The 14,920-nt window shown below is 67.2% G+C and carries 14 protein-coding genes; 4 read left to right on the top strand and 10 right to left on the bottom strand.

Annotation, left to right across the window (positions count from 1 at the left end):
- Nucleotides 1-20 precede the first annotated feature (20 nt).
- Nucleotides 21-1,895 (top strand): Na+/H+ antiporter, encoded by a 1,875-nt coding sequence (locus NIBR502771_RS12710; RefSeq protein WP_141160070.1) that lies wholly within the window; start codon nt 21-23, stop codon nt 1,893-1,895.
- 10 nt (nt 1,896-1,905) lie between these two features.
- Here the strand turns inward: NIBR502771_RS12710 and NIBR502771_RS12705 are convergent, their stop codons facing one another.
- The 4 genes from NIBR502771_RS12705 to NIBR502771_RS12690 are packed head-to-tail and all read right to left on the bottom strand — an operon-like array spanning nt 1,906 to nt 6,033.
- A complete protein-coding gene (locus NIBR502771_RS12705; protein ID WP_168225791.1) occupies nt 1,906-2,202 on the bottom strand; it encodes a DUF3253 domain-containing protein in 297 nt (98 codons plus the stop codon).
- Between the two features lie 10 nt (nt 2,203-2,212).
- Complete coding sequence (locus NIBR502771_RS12700; protein ID WP_141160068.1) at nt 2,213-3,310, bottom strand: NADH:flavin oxidoreductase/NADH oxidase; 1,098 nt, start codon at nt 3,308-3,310, stop codon at nt 2,213-2,215.
- Nucleotides 3,310-4,314 (bottom strand): tetratricopeptide repeat protein, encoded by a 1,005-nt coding sequence (locus NIBR502771_RS12695; protein ID WP_141160067.1) that lies wholly within the window; start codon nt 4,312-4,314, stop codon nt 3,310-3,312. The genes NIBR502771_RS12700 and NIBR502771_RS12695 overlap by 1 nt, the downstream gene beginning before the upstream one ends.
- A gap of 51 nt (nt 4,315-4,365) precedes the next feature.
- Nucleotides 4,366-6,033: a hypothetical protein gene (locus NIBR502771_RS12690; protein WP_141161540.1), complete on the bottom strand. Its 1,668-nt coding sequence runs from the start codon at nt 6,031-6,033 to the stop codon at nt 4,366-4,368.
- A 234-nt stretch (nt 6,034-6,267) separates the two neighbouring features.
- Between NIBR502771_RS12690 and NIBR502771_RS12685 the strand changes: the two genes are divergently transcribed.
- Entirely contained in the window at nt 6,268-7,581 is a 1,314-nt protein-coding gene (locus NIBR502771_RS12685) for an AI-2E family transporter (protein WP_141160066.1), read from the top strand.
- 10 nt (nt 7,582-7,591) lie between these two features.
- On the opposite strand, the gene NIBR502771_RS12680 is transcribed toward NIBR502771_RS12685, so the two are convergent.
- Together NIBR502771_RS12680 and NIBR502771_RS12675 are read right to left on the bottom strand one after the other, a co-directional pair.
- On the bottom strand, nt 7,592-8,389 hold the full coding sequence (locus NIBR502771_RS12680) for an alpha/beta hydrolase (RefSeq protein ID WP_141160065.1): 798 nt from the start codon (nt 8,387-8,389) through the stop codon (nt 7,592-7,594).
- Between the two features lie 45 nt (nt 8,390-8,434).
- A complete protein-coding gene (locus tag NIBR502771_RS12675; protein WP_141160064.1) occupies nt 8,435-8,788 on the bottom strand; it encodes an ATP/GTP-binding protein in 354 nt (117 codons plus the stop codon).
- A gap of 119 nt (nt 8,789-8,907) precedes the next feature.
- On the opposite strand from NIBR502771_RS12675, the gene nucS reads away from it, so the two are divergent.
- Nucleotides 8,908-9,603: an endonuclease NucS gene (gene nucS / locus NIBR502771_RS12670; RefSeq protein WP_141160063.1), complete on the top strand. Its 696-nt coding sequence runs from the start codon at nt 8,908-8,910 to the stop codon at nt 9,601-9,603.
- Between the two features lie 307 nt (nt 9,604-9,910).
- Nucleotides 9,911-10,114 carry a cold-shock protein gene (locus tag NIBR502771_RS12665; protein ID WP_011692441.1) on the top strand — a complete coding sequence of 68 codons (204 nt, stop codon included), beginning with the start codon at nt 9,911-9,913 and terminating at the stop codon, nt 10,112-10,114.
- A 147-nt stretch (nt 10,115-10,261) separates the two neighbouring features.
- Here NIBR502771_RS12665 and NIBR502771_RS12660 read toward each other — a convergent pair whose 3' ends face one another.
- Genes NIBR502771_RS12660 through NIBR502771_RS12645 form a run of 4 tightly spaced genes read right to left on the bottom strand, consistent with a single transcriptional unit; the run spans nt 10,262 to nt 14,919 of the window.
- Nucleotides 10,262-12,835 (bottom strand): bifunctional lysylphosphatidylglycerol flippase/synthetase MprF, encoded by a 2,574-nt coding sequence (locus NIBR502771_RS12660; RefSeq protein WP_141161539.1) that lies wholly within the window; start codon nt 12,833-12,835, stop codon nt 10,262-10,264.
- Nucleotides 12,836-12,858: 23 nt separating this feature from the next.
- The gene (locus tag NIBR502771_RS12655) at nt 12,859-14,187 is read right to left on the bottom strand and encodes an esterase family protein (protein ID WP_141160062.1); all 1,329 of its coding nucleotides are present in this window, start codon (nt 14,185-14,187) and stop codon (nt 12,859-12,861) included.
- Nucleotides 14,188-14,192: 5 nt separating this feature from the next.
- Nucleotides 14,193-14,624, bottom strand: a complete 432-nt coding sequence (locus tag NIBR502771_RS12650; protein WP_141160061.1) for a DUF2550 domain-containing protein — start codon at nt 14,622-14,624, stop codon at nt 14,193-14,195.
- 10 nt (nt 14,625-14,634) lie between these two features.
- Nucleotides 14,635-14,919: a F0F1 ATP synthase subunit epsilon gene (locus NIBR502771_RS12645; protein WP_018760117.1), complete on the bottom strand. Its 285-nt coding sequence runs from the start codon at nt 14,917-14,919 to the stop codon at nt 14,635-14,637.
- Nucleotide 14,920: the final 1 nt, after the last annotated feature.

Here is a 14,920-nt window from a genome sequence, read left to right as displayed (position 1 = left end):
GGGGGTGGGAGACTATCGTCATGGACATCGCGTTGGGCCTGCTGGTGATCGTTGCGGTGGTGTGTGCCGGCAGTGCGGTGGGACGGAAGCTCAATCTCCCGGTTCCCCTGCTTTTGGTCCTGGCCGGGGTGGCGGGTTCGTTCCTGCCGTTCATTCCGCCGGTTGAACTCAATCCCGAACTGGTCCTGGTTGGCCTGCTGCCTCCGCTGCTCTACGCCGCCGCGTTCCGGACCTCGCTCTTTGACTTCACGTCGAACCGGCGCTCCATCGGGCTCCTGTCCGTGGGCTACGTCATTTTCGGCACCTTGGGGGTCGGGCTGGTGGTGTGGTGGCTGTTTCCGGAAATCCCGCTGCCCGCCGCCATTGCGCTGGGCGCGGTGGTGGCTCCCCCGGACGCCGTGGCGGCCACCGCAATCGCGCGGCGGGTGGGCATGCCCCGCAGGATCGTGAACATCCTTGAGGGCGAATCGTTGGTCAATGACGCAACGGCGCTGGTGTGCCTGCGGGCTGCCGTGGCCGCGATCGCCGGCTCCGTGTCCGCGCTGGACGTGGCCGGCGGCTTCGTGCTGGCGGCCGGCGGCGGGCTCGTGGTGGGCGTTGCCGCGGCCTACATCCTGACCGAAATCCGGAAACGGATCAGCAACGTGGCCATCAACACCTCAACATCGCTGATGGCCCCCTTCGTGGCCTTCCTCCCGGCCGAGGCCATCCACGCATCCGGCGTGCTCGCCGTCGTCGTCACCGGCCTGGTGATGGGCACCAAGGCGCCGTCCATGCCCAACGGCGCCGCGCGGCAAAGCGCCCGGAGCAACTGGGACACCGTCCAGTTCCTGCTGGAGAACGCCGTGTTCCTCCTGATCGGCCTGCAGGTGCGGACCATCGTCGACAGCGTCCAGGATGACTCGCTGGGGGCCGGCCGGGTGTGGCTCGGCTGCGCGGTGATCCTGCTGGCCGTGCTGGTGCTGCGCCCGCTCTGGGTGTTTCCCTCGACCTACCTCCCCCGCCTGATTCCCGCTGTGCAGCGGAAGGACCCCGCGCCGCCCTGGCAGTTTCCTGCCATCGTGTCCTGGGCAGGCATGCGCGGGGTGGTTACCCTTGCCGCCGTCCTGACGCTGCCCGGTGACCTGGAGCACCGGAATGTGCTGGTGCTGGCCGCCATGGTGGTGGTGGGCGGCACCCTGGTGCTGCAGGGCTTTACGTTGCCGGCCCTGGTGCGCGCCCTGGGTCTGCCCGGGCCGGACAGGCGCGAGGATGCGCTCAACCAGGCTTCCCTCATGCAGCTGGCCACCGCTGCGGGAATGGAGCGGCTGGAGCAGCTCCGGCGTGACAGCGATCCGCCCGAAGTGATGGACATGCTGCGGCGGCGGACCCAGGAGCGGGGACTGGCTGCCTGGGAGCGGCTGGGCCGGCCCGCGGCCGAGGCAGCGACCCCCAGCCAGCGCTACGCCCAGTTGCGGATGGCCATGCTGGAAGCCGAACGGGACAAGGTACTGGAGCTGCGGCGCGGCGGGGACTATGCCCACGAGGTCCTCAGCGAAGTCCTTGAACGGCTGGACGTTGAGGAATCCATGCTCGACGCTTCCCTCAATGAACTGGACTCAGCCGCCGCCGGGGGCGGCGAGGGGCTGTCCCAGCCGGGCGGAGCCTGCGACCACTTGACCGCAGCCATGCCCTCACCGCGTCCCGACAACCCGGCGTGTGCAGGCTGCGAGCGGGAGGGCACAACACCGGTGCATCTGCGCATGTGCCTGGCGTGCGGACACGTCGGCTGTTGTGACTCCTCCGCGGGACGGCACGCCAGCCGCCACTTCAAGGAAACCGGCCACCCCGTCATGCGCAGCATCGAACCCGGCGAAGAATGGCGCTGGTGCTACGTCGATGACCTGCTCGGCTGACAACACGGCTTCACAGCGCCTTCCGAATGCGGATCGGCCCCTTTGCCGTGGCAGGATCCACCACGGACCCTCCCTGCGTGATGTGGACCTGGCCCGCGTCAACCAGGCGCCGCGCGGCTTCCCGGGCCGGGTCCATGAGCCGCCGCCAGTCCTTGCCGCCCACGGCCCTGGCAGCATCGGACGGGCAGATGGTGGACGTTGCCGCCCGGGCGGCCAGCAGTTCGAGGATTTTCGCCTCCAACTGCCGGTCAACCGGGGTGTGCGGGTCGTTCCCGCCAGTGTGCGCCACGCCTAGGCTCCGTCCCAGAAGATCCGGCTCAGAACGTTCGCCGCGGGATGGCCCGCTCGTACTGGGGCGGCCAGGCCAAGTCGTGCCCCAGTTCGAACGCGGCCCGGAGCCACCAGTGCGGATCGCGGAGCGCGGCCCGGGCAATGAAGACGCCGTCGGCCTGCCCGGTGGCAATGGCATGCTCCGCCTGTCCGGGGGTGGTCACCAGGCCAACCGTGCCGGTGGCGATTCCTGCCTCCCGGCGGATGGCGGCGGAGAACCCGGTCTGGTAGCCCAGGCCCGGCTTGATCTGCTGGTGGGCCACCGCCCCGCCGCTGGAGACATCCACCAGGTCCACCCCGTGCGCTGCCGCCTCGCGGGCCAGCCGGACCGACGCAGCCGGGTCCACTCCGCCCGCCGCCCAGTCGGTGGCCGAGATCCGAAGCAGCAGCGGCATGGAATCTGGAATCACGGCGCGCACGGCATCGACAACGGCCAGCATCAGCCGGTTGCGGCCGGCCTCGTCCCCGCCCCATTCATCGTCGCGCTGGTTGATCAGGGGGCTCTGGAACTGGTGCAGGAGGTACCCGTGTGCCCCGTGGATCTCCATGGTGTCAAAGCCAGCGTTAACGGCCCGCTCCGCGGCGGCAGCAAAATCGGCGATGACGCCGTGGATCTGTTCCACAGTCATGGCGGCAGGAGCCGCGTAGCCCTCGAAGGATGTGGTGGAAGGCCCCACCGTGTCCCACCCGCCATCGGAGGCGGGTACGCTGCCGTGCTTGCCGGAAAACGGCCAGTAGGTGGAGGCCTTCCGGCCGGCGTGCGCCAACTGGACACCGATTTTGGTGCCGGCGTTACCGTTGCGGTGGACGAAGGAGATGATCCGCTGCCAGGCAGCTGCCTGCTCATCGCTGTACAGGCCCGCGTCGCGGGGGCTGATCCGGCCCTCGGCGTTCACCGCCGCGGCCTCCGTGAGGATCATCGCGGCGCCGCCCACGGCGAAGCCGCCCAGATGCACCAGGTGCCAGTCGTTGGGGACCCCTGGGGCGTCGTCGGGATCACAGCTGTACTGGCACATGGGCGAAACCCAACCCCGGTGCTGCAGCTCCAGGGACCTCAGCGCCAGCGGCTGGAACAGGGCCGGCACTAGAACAGCACCCGGGCCAGCGCCTGGCGTGCCTTGGCCACGCGTTCGTCGCCGGCGCCTACTACCTCGAAGAGTTCCAGCAGCCGGACGCGTGCAGTTTCACGCTCCGGGCCGAAGTTCCGGCCGATGAAGGACACCAGCCGGTTCAGCGCATCCTCCACATGGCCGCCGGCCACGTCCAGGTCCGCCACGCCAAGCTGCGCGCCCAGGTTGTCCGGCTCCTCCGCCGCCAGGGTACGCAGCGCTTCGCTGTCCTGGGCCGAGACGGACTGCAGCCGGTCCATCAGCTCCACCTGGGCCAGCCCTGCCTTGGCTTCATGGTCGGACGGCATTTCCTTGAGCGCCTGGCGGTAGGCTTCGGCGGCGCCCGCGTAGTTGCCGGCTTCGATGGCGTCGTAGGCTGCCTGGTGCAGCGGCGGCAGCGGTGCGGGCTCCTGGTCGGCGGGTCCGCCGGCGTCGAGGCTGCCGGTGACCCCGTTGGCGGCAGCCACCTTAAGGAGTTCGTCGAAGAGGCTGCGTACCTGCTGCTCCTCCACTGCCCCCTGGAACAGCGGCACGGGCTGCCCTTTGAGGACCGCGACCGCAGTGGGGACGGCCTGCACCTGGAAGGCCTGGGCAAGCTGCGGAAAGGCTTCGATGTCGGCTGCACCCAGGACCAGGCGGCCGCCGTAGCTGGCCACGACGCGGTCCAGGGTGTCCACCATTTTTCTGGACTCCGGCGAGTAGGGCGCCCACAGGGCGAAGACCACCGGAACCTGCGCGGACAGTTCCACCAGCTGCTGGAAATTGGCTTCGGTGACGTCGACCTTGAGTTCGGGTCCGCCTGCCGGTCCGCCCTGCTGGCCGTCCTGGGCTGGGGCCGCAGGCCCGGACGGCGCGTTTCCCTGGGCAGGCGGGCCGGCAGGGGCAGCGGGACGCTTCAGAGCGGAAAGGTCGACGGCGCCGCGCAGGTTAAGCAGGTTGGCAGCGGCAGGAGGGACTGGGCGGGAAGCTGGCGAACTCATGTTTCCCACTCTAGCCACTCCGGCCGCTGCCGGGGGTACTGCAGCCGGGCGCTACTTGAAGCTGGCGCCGACCAGGCCGCGGGTGGCGGCAACGAGCTTCATCGGGTCCGTCGATCCCGCCGGGGGAACGTACACGGCCATCGATTCGGCAAAGTTCAACACCATGCCGGTAGTGGTTTCCTTGCCGCCGGCCAGGGCTGCGGCGTCGTCACCGATGCTGAGCTTGTCGCCGGCAGCCTTCGGGGTGCCTTCGAAGCCGAAGTTGATCCGGCCCAGGACCAGCGCACCGCCGTCGGACGTCCGGAAGACCACGGTGCTCTCGGGGACCACCTTGTGGGTGAAGGAGAAGTTGCCGTTTTCGCCGGCCTTGACCACCTCTGCCTGGTAGGACAGGGTGTCGGCGATGTACGGGGAGGATTCGCCCTCTGTGAGCTTGTCCTTGAACGGCGAGTCCGCGGACGTGAGCCGGTCGGCGAGGCCTGACATGGCTTCCTCACCGCTGTAGAGCAGCCCGGACTTGTCCGAGGCGGCCAGGGTTTCGGTGCCCCCGCGGCTGATGTTGGGGAAGGTGGTGCCCGGTTGAAGGGGCGTGGTTTCCATGAGCTTGTAGTTCTCACGCGGAGACTGCTGGACCAGCGTCAGGATCTGCGGCACAACATTGCCGTCGCCCTGGGTCACGGCCAGCACCGAACGCGGCCAGTCACGGCCGCTGGTGACCACCGTCGTCAGAAGCTTGGTGGAGCGGACGGGCATGCGGGGCTCATAGGATGCCACCTGGGAGCGGATCTTGTAGTTCTGGGTGCGGACTTCCAGTTCCGGGCCGGCAACCCGGTCCGTGAGCTTGGCGGCGTCCTTGGCCGCGTCACCGGCGTCGGTGGCGCTGGAGACCTGCTCGAGGATCCGGCGGAACTGGGCGTCCAGCAGGACCGGTGAGCCGGATGCTTCCTTGGCCGGCGATGAGGCACTGCCCGAGGGCTGCGGGCTGGGGCTGGCCGCCTGGGCGGCGGCGCCGGATCCGGCCAGCACGGCTGCCGCCACACCAGCGGCCACCATGGTGACCCTGGAGGAAGAGGACGACGACGGGGCCTGGCCTTGGGCCTTCCGGGCCCGGGCACGGCGGGCGAAACCGGAGTCGCCGCCTTCGCCGTCCTTCCGGCGGGCAGAAAGCAGCGCCAGGACGATTCCGCCCAGGATCAGGATGCTGCCGATGACCATCAGCGGAACAGCCCACGGGGTGGACGTGTCATTGGGGAAGGTCATGGAGATGTTGGCCGGCGCCGGTTTGGTGCCGTCGGCCGCCAAGAGGAGGCTCCAGTCGCCGTCCGCGGGCGGCGTCCAGGTGTACTCCAGCTCGCCGCTGGCGTTTTCGCTCGATACCCAAAGGTCCGAGCCCGCGGGGTTGGGGGCAGTGCCTTCGCCGTCGGCGTGCTCAACCGAGAGGGACTTCCCGTCCTCGGAAACCCCGTTAATGGTGTTATGGGCTGTCTTGCCCACCCAGGCGTCGACGTCGTCCGGCCGGCCGGAGGCCAGCAGGAAGTTCCCGTCACCTTGGATGTTGATCTTGACCGTGCCGCCGTGCAGGGTGCGCAGCTTCTGGTCGATCACTGTCAGCGGCGCCGCGGCGGCGCCGGCCGGCGCGGAAGCCGTAAACGTCTCGGAGGGAGCCCAGATGGTTCTCTGGCCGATACCGGCCAAAAGTGTCAGGAGGCCGAGCAGCACAAGTGCGGCTGCAGTCTTTAAACGCAAGGGAAACACCTATCATCAGCGGGGGTTTACCTTCAATAGTAACCTTTCTGTTATCAGGGAGCCCTTTTAGGCCTGCGTCCGCCCGGCACCGCCGGTGCCCGGGAGGCGCCTTCGGCTCGCGGTGGCAAGCCTGCTGATAGTGTTTGCGATGATCATCACACCGGTCCGCGCAGGCGGTGCCACGCACGGAACAGGCCCCCAAAACCATTGACTGACAAGACGGACCCGTCCTCGGCTGCAGCCGGAAATCCAGGGGATCCCAGGGGCCCTGTCCCTGCCGCCGTTCCTCCGCTGGGCATGGCCGCACGCCGTGGTGGCTCAGCCGCTGCAGCCCTTGGCCACGTGGTCCGCAGGCTCCGGCAGCCGCTGCCCGGCGCGCAGCCCCGGCTGCGGTTTGAAATGCCGCCGGAATATACCGGACAGGTTCCGGAGGAGGACCACGACGGCGGCGAGGAGCCGCAGTTCGGCCATCCCGGACCCCGGATGTCACCCCAGCACCCGCTGTATATGGGGTTCATGGGTACCGTGGGCGTGGGCCTGGCGCTGTTGGTCTACTGGATCGGTTCCCACACGACGCAGCTGCTGCTGTGGATCGTTGCTGCGCTGTTCATAGCACTGGGCCTGGAGCCGGTGGTGGGCTGGCTCGAAGGCCGGAAGATCCCCCGGCCTGCCGGAATCCTGGTCTCGGTGGCGGTCCTGATGGGCGCCGTCGTCGGTTTCTTCGCCACCCTCATTCCCACCATCGTGGAACAGGTCTCCGAGATTGTGCGGCAGGCGCCGGACTGGGTACGCAACTTCATGGATTCCGACCTCTTCCGCAGCCTTGACGACCAGTTCGGCGTACGCGACCGCATCACCGAGGAACTGAACAAGTTCGTCAACGACCCCGCAGCGATGGGTGGTATTTTCGGCGGGGTGCTGGGCTTCGGTTCCACCGTGGCCAACAGCCTCTTCGGGGCCCTGATCGTCCTGGTGCTGAGCCTGTACTTCCTGGCCGCCCTGCCGGCCATGAAGAAGTGGGGCTACCGCCTGGCTCCGCGCTCCCGGCGGAAGCGGGTGGCCGCCCTGTCCGAGGAGATCACCCGGTCGGTGGGAAACTACGTGATCGGCCAGGCCTGCGTTGCCCTGCTCAACGCCACCTTCGCCTTCGTGGTGATGTCCATCGTGGGCATTCCATTCGCCCTGCTCCTGGCGTTCGTGGTCGTCCTCCTGGCTTTCATCCCTCTCGTCGGCGGGATGATCGCAGGCATCGTGGTGACCCTCGTGTCCCTCACCGAGGGCTGGCAGGTGGCGGCCATCTATGCTGTCTGCTACTTCGCCTACCTGCAGTTCGAGGCCTACTTCATCTCACCGCGCATCATGCAGAAGGCCGTGGCAGTCCCCGGCGCCGTGGCGGTCATTTCCGTTATCGCCGGCGGCAGCCTGCTGGGCGTGCTCGGCGCCCTGATCGCCATCCCCACCGCGGCCGCCGTGCTGCTGCTGGTCCGCGAGATCTACATCGTCCGGCAGGACCAGCACTAGGCCCGGGACGTCATGCGCCGGCGGTTGCCGCCGGTCCGTCCCATTCGTGCGGCAGTCCTGTTCCGCCGTGGCCCGGCACCACCTGGGCCACGATGTCGTTCAGGACCCGGGACGCGTACTTCTCCCCCACCCAGAGGTGCTTGGCCCCGGCCACACCCTCCACGCGGGCCTGCGGGACCAGGCGGAAGCGTTCGGCGGCTTCGGCCGGCTGGAGGAAATCGTCATGCTCGGGGACCAGGACGGTGAGGGGCTTGCCGGACTCCGCCCAGAGCTGCAGGTGCTTGTCCGTGGCGCGGTGCAGCGGGGGCGACAGCAGTATGGCGCCTTCGATCTGGCCGGCTACCGGCTCCACGGCACCGTACATCAGGGCCAGTTCGGTCCCAAAGGACCAACCCACCAGCCAGCGGTTGGGCAGGCCCCGTTCGACGGCGAAGCGGACGGCGGCCTCCACATCGTAGCGCTCCCCCACCCCTTCCTCGAAGGTGCCGGTGCTGGTGCCGCGGGGCGAGGCGGTGCCCCTGGTGTTGAAGCGCAGCACAGCGATGCCAGCCAGCGCCGGCAGCCGGTAGGAGGCCTTGCGGTACACATGGGAATCCATGAAGCCGCCGTGGGTGGGCAGGGGGTGGAGTGTGATCAGCGTGGCCCTGACCGGGCCCGATTCCGGCAGTGCCAGCTCCCCCACGAGCGTGTGGCCATCCTCCGTCTGCAGCTCGATGTTCTCGCGCCGGGCAGGCAGGACGGTGGAGGCACGGATGGGCGCGGGCCCTTGGGTTTGGGTGAACTGGTACGACGCCGGATCAAAAGTCATGCCTGCCAGCTTAGCGACAGCGGAGCCCGTCCAGCCCCGAGCGGGTCAGCGGTAGCGGTAGCTGCGCGTCATCCAGCAGTTGGTGTGCCAGTGCCGCCGTTCCGCCAGGCCGGCAGCCGCCCCAAAGAGGTGGTCGTCCTTCCACACCACCAGGTGCGCAACACCGGGCAGGACGGCCGTGGAGCATTCCGGGCAGATGTAGGTCTTCTCGGCGTTCTTGGCGGTCATGGTCCGGACCATCCACTCGCCGTCGGGGGCGCTTTCACGCCGGGCGATGCCGGCGCGTGCGCGTTCAAGGTCCAGCTCGGGAACGTCCGCACTCCCCTTCCGCCCTGCACCGCGGCCCGAAACGGGGCCCTTGCCGGAAGCAGGACGGCGGGGACGGTTGGAACGCGGCATATATCCATTCTGCCCCAGCGGATCCCCCGCCCACGCCGCGCCGCAGGTCCCCCGCCCGCCCCACCAGGCCGTCCGCCGTCGGGCACGGCCCGCCTGGTCCACGCGATAGTCTGTACGGCGTGCGACTCGTCATAGCCCATTGCTCCGTTGATTACGTTGGCCGGCTTAAGGCCCATCTCCCCCTTGCCACCCGGCTCCTGCTGGTGAAGGCGGACGGGTCCGTGCTGGTGCATTCCGACGGCGGCTCCTACAAGCCGCTGAACTGGATGAGCCCGCCGGCGACGCTGCGCGTCTCGTCCCCCGACGAAGTGGACCTGGAACTGGGCGTGGTGGAGCAGTGGACCGTGCAGTCCGCCAAGACCGACGATCGGCTGATCATCAACATCCACGAGAAGGTCAGCGAGTCCTCCCACGACCTCGGCGTTGACCCCGGGCTGATCAAGGACGGCGTGGAAGCGGACCTGCAGCGGCTGCTGGCCGAACAGATTGAAACGCTGGGCCAGGGCTACTCCCTGATCAGGCGCGAGTACTTTACGGCGATCGGCCCCGTGGACATCCTGGCCCGGGACGCAGACGGCGCCACCGTTGCCATCGAACTCAAGCGCCGCGGCGACATCGACGGCGTGGAGCAGCTGACCCGGTACCTGGAACTGCTCAACCGCGACCCCCTGCTGGCACCTGTCCGCGGAATCTTCGCCGCGCAGCAGATCAAGCCACAGGCAAAGGTCCTTGCCAACGACCGGGGGATCGACTGCATCACCCTGGACTATGACGCCATGCGCGGGGTGGACGACAGCGAATCCAGGCTCTTCTAGGAATTCACCTTTGTTGCTTTGGGCACCTAATTGGCGCTTGTATGAAGGTATCTTCCGTGTCACCTGCTTTTTACCCAAATTTTCTCCTTTTTACCGGCCGGGCCGTTGACCTGCGGGAACGGGCATGAAATTCTTGTCTCAGTCTTTGTGTAGGTGTTTTTCATGCTCGCAAGACATGTTGCGAGCGCGAAGCTCCTGCAACGCCGGATCCTTCCCGGAAAAGGCAAACCAGGATTCTTCTCGCGGAGTGACCAAGGCCGGCACGCGGTGTGTTGGTCTTAAAAAGTTCCACAATGAGGAGAAATAAATGGCACAGGGAACCGTCAAGTGGTTCAACGCTGAAAAGGGCTTCGGCTTCATCACCCCGGACGACTCCGATGGCGATGTCTTCGTTCACTACTCCGAGATCCAGACCGGCGGCTTCAAGACCCTCGACGAGAACCAGCGCGTTCAGTTCGAAATCGGCCAGGGCGCCAAGGGTCCCCAGGCTACCGGCGTGACGCTGGTCTAGCAGCCGCCGGCCGCACATTTGCGGCCGAAAGCTTCAACAAATGATCCCCGGGAAATTTCCCGGGGATCATTTGTTTGTCTGTAAATAGGCACAGCAAATGCAAATTAATCGCTTTGGGCCATAAGGCCTTCACGGCCGTGGAGCCGCTCAGGTAACCAGCTTGCGGACCAGCCGGGCGCCCTGCGCCAGGGAAAGCCCCGGCAGGTAGGCACGGGTCAGCGCCCTCCCGATCGCCGGCAGATGGAGTGGGTCCTGGTAGTACAGGTAGAGTGCCCGGTACTCAGGCTTGAACCGGGACTTGAACGCTGCCAGGGAACGGAAGCCGTAGACCGGCTCCAGCGCGTGGCCCACCAGGTCGAGGATCCGTACCAGGTTCTGCGCGCCCTCGTCGGTGGCGGTCCCGTCCTCCGTTCCGGCATCATCCCCTGTCCCCTCTGCCTCCGGCTCCCCGGCCCGGGTGTGCTGGGCCTCCGGACGGCTGGCAAGGGGCGAGCCGGACAGCGAAATCATGTCCACCGAATCGCGCAACTCCAGGACTGCGGAGGCGATCAGGAATTCCATCACTCCCGGGAAGCCCTCGCTGCCCCGGCGCATAACGTCCAGCGTCCTGCTGACCAGCCGGCCGCCGTCGTACACCGGAAGCCAACTGGTTACCCCGTGAACCGCACCGTTGCCGTCCACGGCGAGGCAGCAGAGCACTTCCTCGTCATCGAGTTCGTCCACTCCCCCGAGGGTGAACCCCATTTCCGGCACGGACTTGCTGGCTGCCCATTCTTCCGACACTTCGTTCAGCCGCGACCGCAGTGCCGCCGGCAGCGAATGGTAGGAGCCCCACACTGCATGCACGCCCAGTTTGGTGGCACGGTTCAGCGCCGTCCTGACGTTCTGCCACTCCTTGCCCTTGAACTCCAGTTCGTTCAGCGCCAGCCGGGTCTCCTGTGCCACCGCCACGCGCGAGAAGCCCCGTTCCTTGAGTGCCGGCCACAGCGTGTCGTCGCAGGAATACAGGGCCGGGACCAGCGCCTGGCTGCGGCAGTAATCCAGGAACCCCTCCGTGACCCGCTGTTCCGCCTTGCGGTCACCAAAGGCACCGCCCAGGGTCAGGGCCACCGTCCCGTGCTGCTGGAAGGCAACGGCCCCAGCACCGTCCGGGCTGAACCAGTACGTGTTGGGCTCCCACAACGCCATCCAGGACAGGGGGCCGCCGCCCTGGTGCAGCAGTTGGCGGGCACGGTCCTTGTCCTGCCGTCCGAAGTTCAGCCCGTGGTGCCGCCCGACGAGCACCCACCAGACGGCGATCAGCGCCACCAGCCAGAACACGGGACCGGAGTAGGCAAACAGGATGGCTTCGGCGCTGTCCCGCTCCGGGAACGCCCTGCGGAAGTGCTGCGGGATGGGCACCGGGACGTATTGCCGGGCCAACTCTGCGAAGAGGCCCAGCAGCCCGCCGTCGCGGGCCAGGCCGCCGGACCAGAACCAGGCAACGGTGTAGGAGCCCGCCAGGACGAGCCACGTTCCACAGACAACGGCCCCGAGGGTGCGGCGGGCGCCCGGGCGCGTCTGCACGCGGAACTGGCGGCGGTTCAGCCACAGGACCACCGCCAGCAGCAAGGGGACAACCACCAGGGGAAGCACATGGGCAAAGGCCGAAGCCAGCGGGGTCGCATGGGTCCCCTGGAGGCGCGAGGGAACGAGGGCGAAGAGGGCAAGGTAGACGGCTGCCAGGGCCGTGACCGCCAGCTGGATGGCCAGGGCTATGCTGAGCGCCAGGCGCCGTCCCCGCCGCATGCCGTCGGCGCAGATCAGCAACAGGATCACCGGCACCACGGCCAGGGCCAGTCCGAACGGCCCGGCAAACCCTGCCCTCCCCGTCTCCAGGCATGAAGCATCAACGGTGGCCCCGCAGTTGAAGACCAGTTGGCTGAGCGTGGGCATCGGACTGAGCACCACATCCCGCAGCAGCGCCAGCGGTCCGGTGGGCGCGCGCGTGATTCCCGTCAGGATGGGGCCCACTGCGAAGACTGCGACCGTGAGGGCCAGCAGGTTCCTGGTCTCGCGGCCGGTGGACCGGTGGCGGTGGAGCCGGCCCTGGTCGCCCTGGATCCACCAGCCCGCCAGGAGGCCCAGCAGGGCACCGATAAGGCCTATCACCGTTTCGGCGTGACCGACATAGAGGACCAACAGGATCGAGATGGACAGCACTGCGGTGCGGAGCCGGCGCTGCCACAGCAGCGTGATCCGGGCACTCGCCGCCAGGCCCGCCGTCAGTACCGGAGCGTAGGGTCCGATCAGGCTGTCATCGACCATCTTGTCCAGCCAGCCGTCGCCCACGTACACCGCCAGCTGCGTCACCAGGAGGAACACAGTCACGGCAACAAACTGGCCGCCGAAGAAGAGTCCGACGGCGGCGCGGCGGCCCAGCTTGCGCTCGGCGAGTCCGAGCAGCAGGACGATCATCAGTGACGCGCTGAGGTAGGCCAGCGGATTCGTGGCAAAGAAGAGGCTGGTGAACAGGGACCACCATTTGCCGTCCCGCAGGCCGGGTCCGCTGACGGAGGCGAGCCCCAGCAGCCGCTCCGGGGGACCGTCCAGGAAGCTCCCGGTCAAGGCAGCGGCGGCCAGGAAGGCGACCACCACGCCCAGCGTGAAGGGCATGGATTTCAGCGTGCCAAACACCTGCTGGACTGCCGGCCGGCCGACGGCGGACCACATCAGCACCATCGTGCGGTCCGGTTTCCTGGTGCTCACCACTGCAGGCCCCACTGGCTGCCGAGGAACTGCAGCGCGTCAGCAAAGCGCTTGGACGATGTGTCCCAGGAGTGGCCGGTATGTTCCACCTCGTGGGCCTGCACGGTGAAGCCCGCATTCCCGGCGGCTGCGGCCAGGGTGTGGAGGTTCCCCACGAACTCCGGATCGTTCTGGCCTGCAGTGAGGTACATGCCGCTGGACTCGAAGCGTTGGTGTTTCATGATCTCCAGAGGAGTCTGCTTGATGAATTCATCGGGGTTTCCGGGAAAGGCTGCGTCGATGGTCTTCTGCCGTTCCTTGGCAATGGCGGGTTCGGCTTCACTGGAAAATGCCAGCACGTCGGCGTAGATATCCGGATGCCGCGTCCCCATCTGGACAGCGCACGTGCCGCCGAAGGAAAACCCGCCCACGGCCCAGTGGCGGTGGTTGGTGTCCACCGCGAGGGTGGAACTGATCCAGCGTGGCACGTCCTGTGACAGGTACGTGTCCGCGTTGGCGATCCGGCTGTCCATGCACATGGTGTTGGCGGACTGTGATCCATTGGGGTCCGGGATGACCACCACCGGGGCCACTCCCCCGTGTGCGGCGGCGAAGGAATCCATGTGGCCGCGGAGGGCGCCCCCCGTAAGCCAGTCGGCAGGGCCGCCCGGCTGCCCGGCCACCAGGACCAATACCGGCAGCGCCGGCCGGTTGGCGGCAAAGTAGGCCGGCGGAAAGTAGATAAAAGCATCACGGGTCGTCATCCCGGAAGCCGGGCCGGGGATGGCGGTCTTCCGCAACTCGCCGCCCGCGGGCAAGTCCCCCTCCGGCTTCCAGCCTTGAAGCGGGGCACCGTCTGGTTCGCCCGCGTGCCGCATCAAATCCTGCTCGAGCACCGGGATGCGGGCCAGTGCCGTCCCCATCAGGTCACTGACCGTCCTGTTCAGGCCAAAATAGGCGTTGATCTGGATCGCTGAGAGAAGCACCACCAGGACTGCGGCCAGGAAACCTGTTCCGTAATGCAGCCAGCTGGTCCGCGGCATTCTCAGGATGCCCAGGATGACAGCGGAAACAGCCGGCACGAACCAAAGGAGAACGGGACCGGGAATGTCCTCCGGGAAGACGGTGAGCACGTTGATCATGACCCAGTGGACTGTTGCCACCAGCACGAACGCCGCGGCTACTGCACTGAAGACACGGATTGCCCAGGCCCTGGTGCGCATGGCGGCATCTTCGGAGGCGCGCCAGGGCGGCACCAGAAGGTAGGCTGCGCCGCCAACTCCCAATACCAGGACGGTTCCATAGAGTGGACCGTCCGTAAGCCGGATGTCTGAAAACCAGTCCACGTTGGCTAGCGCCAGGTCCCCACGCCGATGACCGGGCCTGCTTCCAGCCAGGACGAAAGACCCGTATAGGCGTCGAATTTCATGGCGAAGTGCAGGTCCTGCCCCTCGTAGCGGAGTTCGACGATCACCACGTCGGGCTGGACTTTGACAGCCTCGGCTTCGGTCGGTTTCCTGCGTCCCAGCAGCTCGAGGGAACTGCGCTTGAACGTGTATTTGGGCCGGACGCTGAGGGAGATGAGCCTGAACCACTCAAGGTCATTGTCCTGATAACGACAAACCCCCATCTGCCAGCTGTTCCCAGCTACGCAAATGGAGGCGTCCACCGTGCCGAGGGCACGCCGCAGGTTGAAGCGGCGCACCCCCGAAAGGCACAGTGCAAATATCAGCAATCCGAAAACGATTGCCAGTGCGATGAACGAAATACCCGGTGCGTCCATCAAGGTCGTGCTAGCGGATCCCAGCGGTAGCCGAGCCGCCCAGCTGGGCGTTGTCAGCAACGATCACCACGCGGTTGTTGTCAACGGAGAAGAACCCGCCGTCCACATCCACCGCAATACGGTCCCCGGATACCGGCTGGATTGCCAGTTCACCTTCGGCCAGGATCGCCAGCAGGGGCGAGTGGCCGGGCAGGATTCCGATTTCACCATCGCTGGTGCGGGCCTTGACCATCTTGGCCGCTCCGGACCACACGAAGTGGTCCGCTGCGACAATCTCAACCTCAAGCTCAGCCATA

Source organism: Pseudarthrobacter sp. NIBRBAC000502771 (assembly GCF_006517215.1).
Lineage (GTDB): Bacteria > Actinomycetota > Actinomycetes > Actinomycetales > Micrococcaceae > Arthrobacter > Arthrobacter niigatensis.
This window is presented reverse-complemented; position numbering and strand designations above follow the sequence as displayed.

Excerpts from the sequence above, each read along its gene's own strand:
- NIBR502771_RS12650 (WP_141160061.1), bottom strand. The coding sequence starts at position 14,624 with ATGGACGCACCGGGTATTTCGTTCATCGCACTGGCAATCGTTTTCGGA.
- NIBR502771_RS12660 (WP_141161539.1), bottom strand. The coding sequence starts at position 12,835 with ATGGTGCTGATGTGGTCCGCCGTCGGCCGGCCGGCAGTCCAGCAGGTG.
- NIBR502771_RS12675 (WP_141160064.1), bottom strand. The coding sequence starts at position 8,788 with ATGCCGCGTTCCAACCGTCCCCGCCGTCCTGCTTCCGGCAAGGGCCCC.
- NIBR502771_RS12665 (WP_011692441.1), top strand. The coding sequence starts at position 9,911 with ATGGCACAGGGAACCGTCAAGTGGTTCAACGCTGAAAAGGGCTTCGGC.
- NIBR502771_RS12710 (WP_141160070.1), top strand. The coding sequence starts at position 21 with ATGGACATCGCGTTGGGCCTGCTGGTGATCGTTGCGGTGGTGTGTGCC.
- NIBR502771_RS12695 (WP_141160067.1), bottom strand. The coding sequence starts at position 4,314 with ATGAGTTCGCCAGCTTCCCGCCCAGTCCCTCCTGCCGCTGCCAACCTG.
- NIBR502771_RS12680 (WP_141160065.1), bottom strand. The coding sequence starts at position 8,389 with ATGACTTTTGATCCGGCGTCGTACCAGTTCACCCAAACCCAAGGGCCC.
- NIBR502771_RS12645 (WP_018760117.1), bottom strand. The coding sequence starts at position 14,919 with ATGGCTGAGCTTGAGGTTGAGATTGTCGCAGCGGACCACTTCGTGTGG.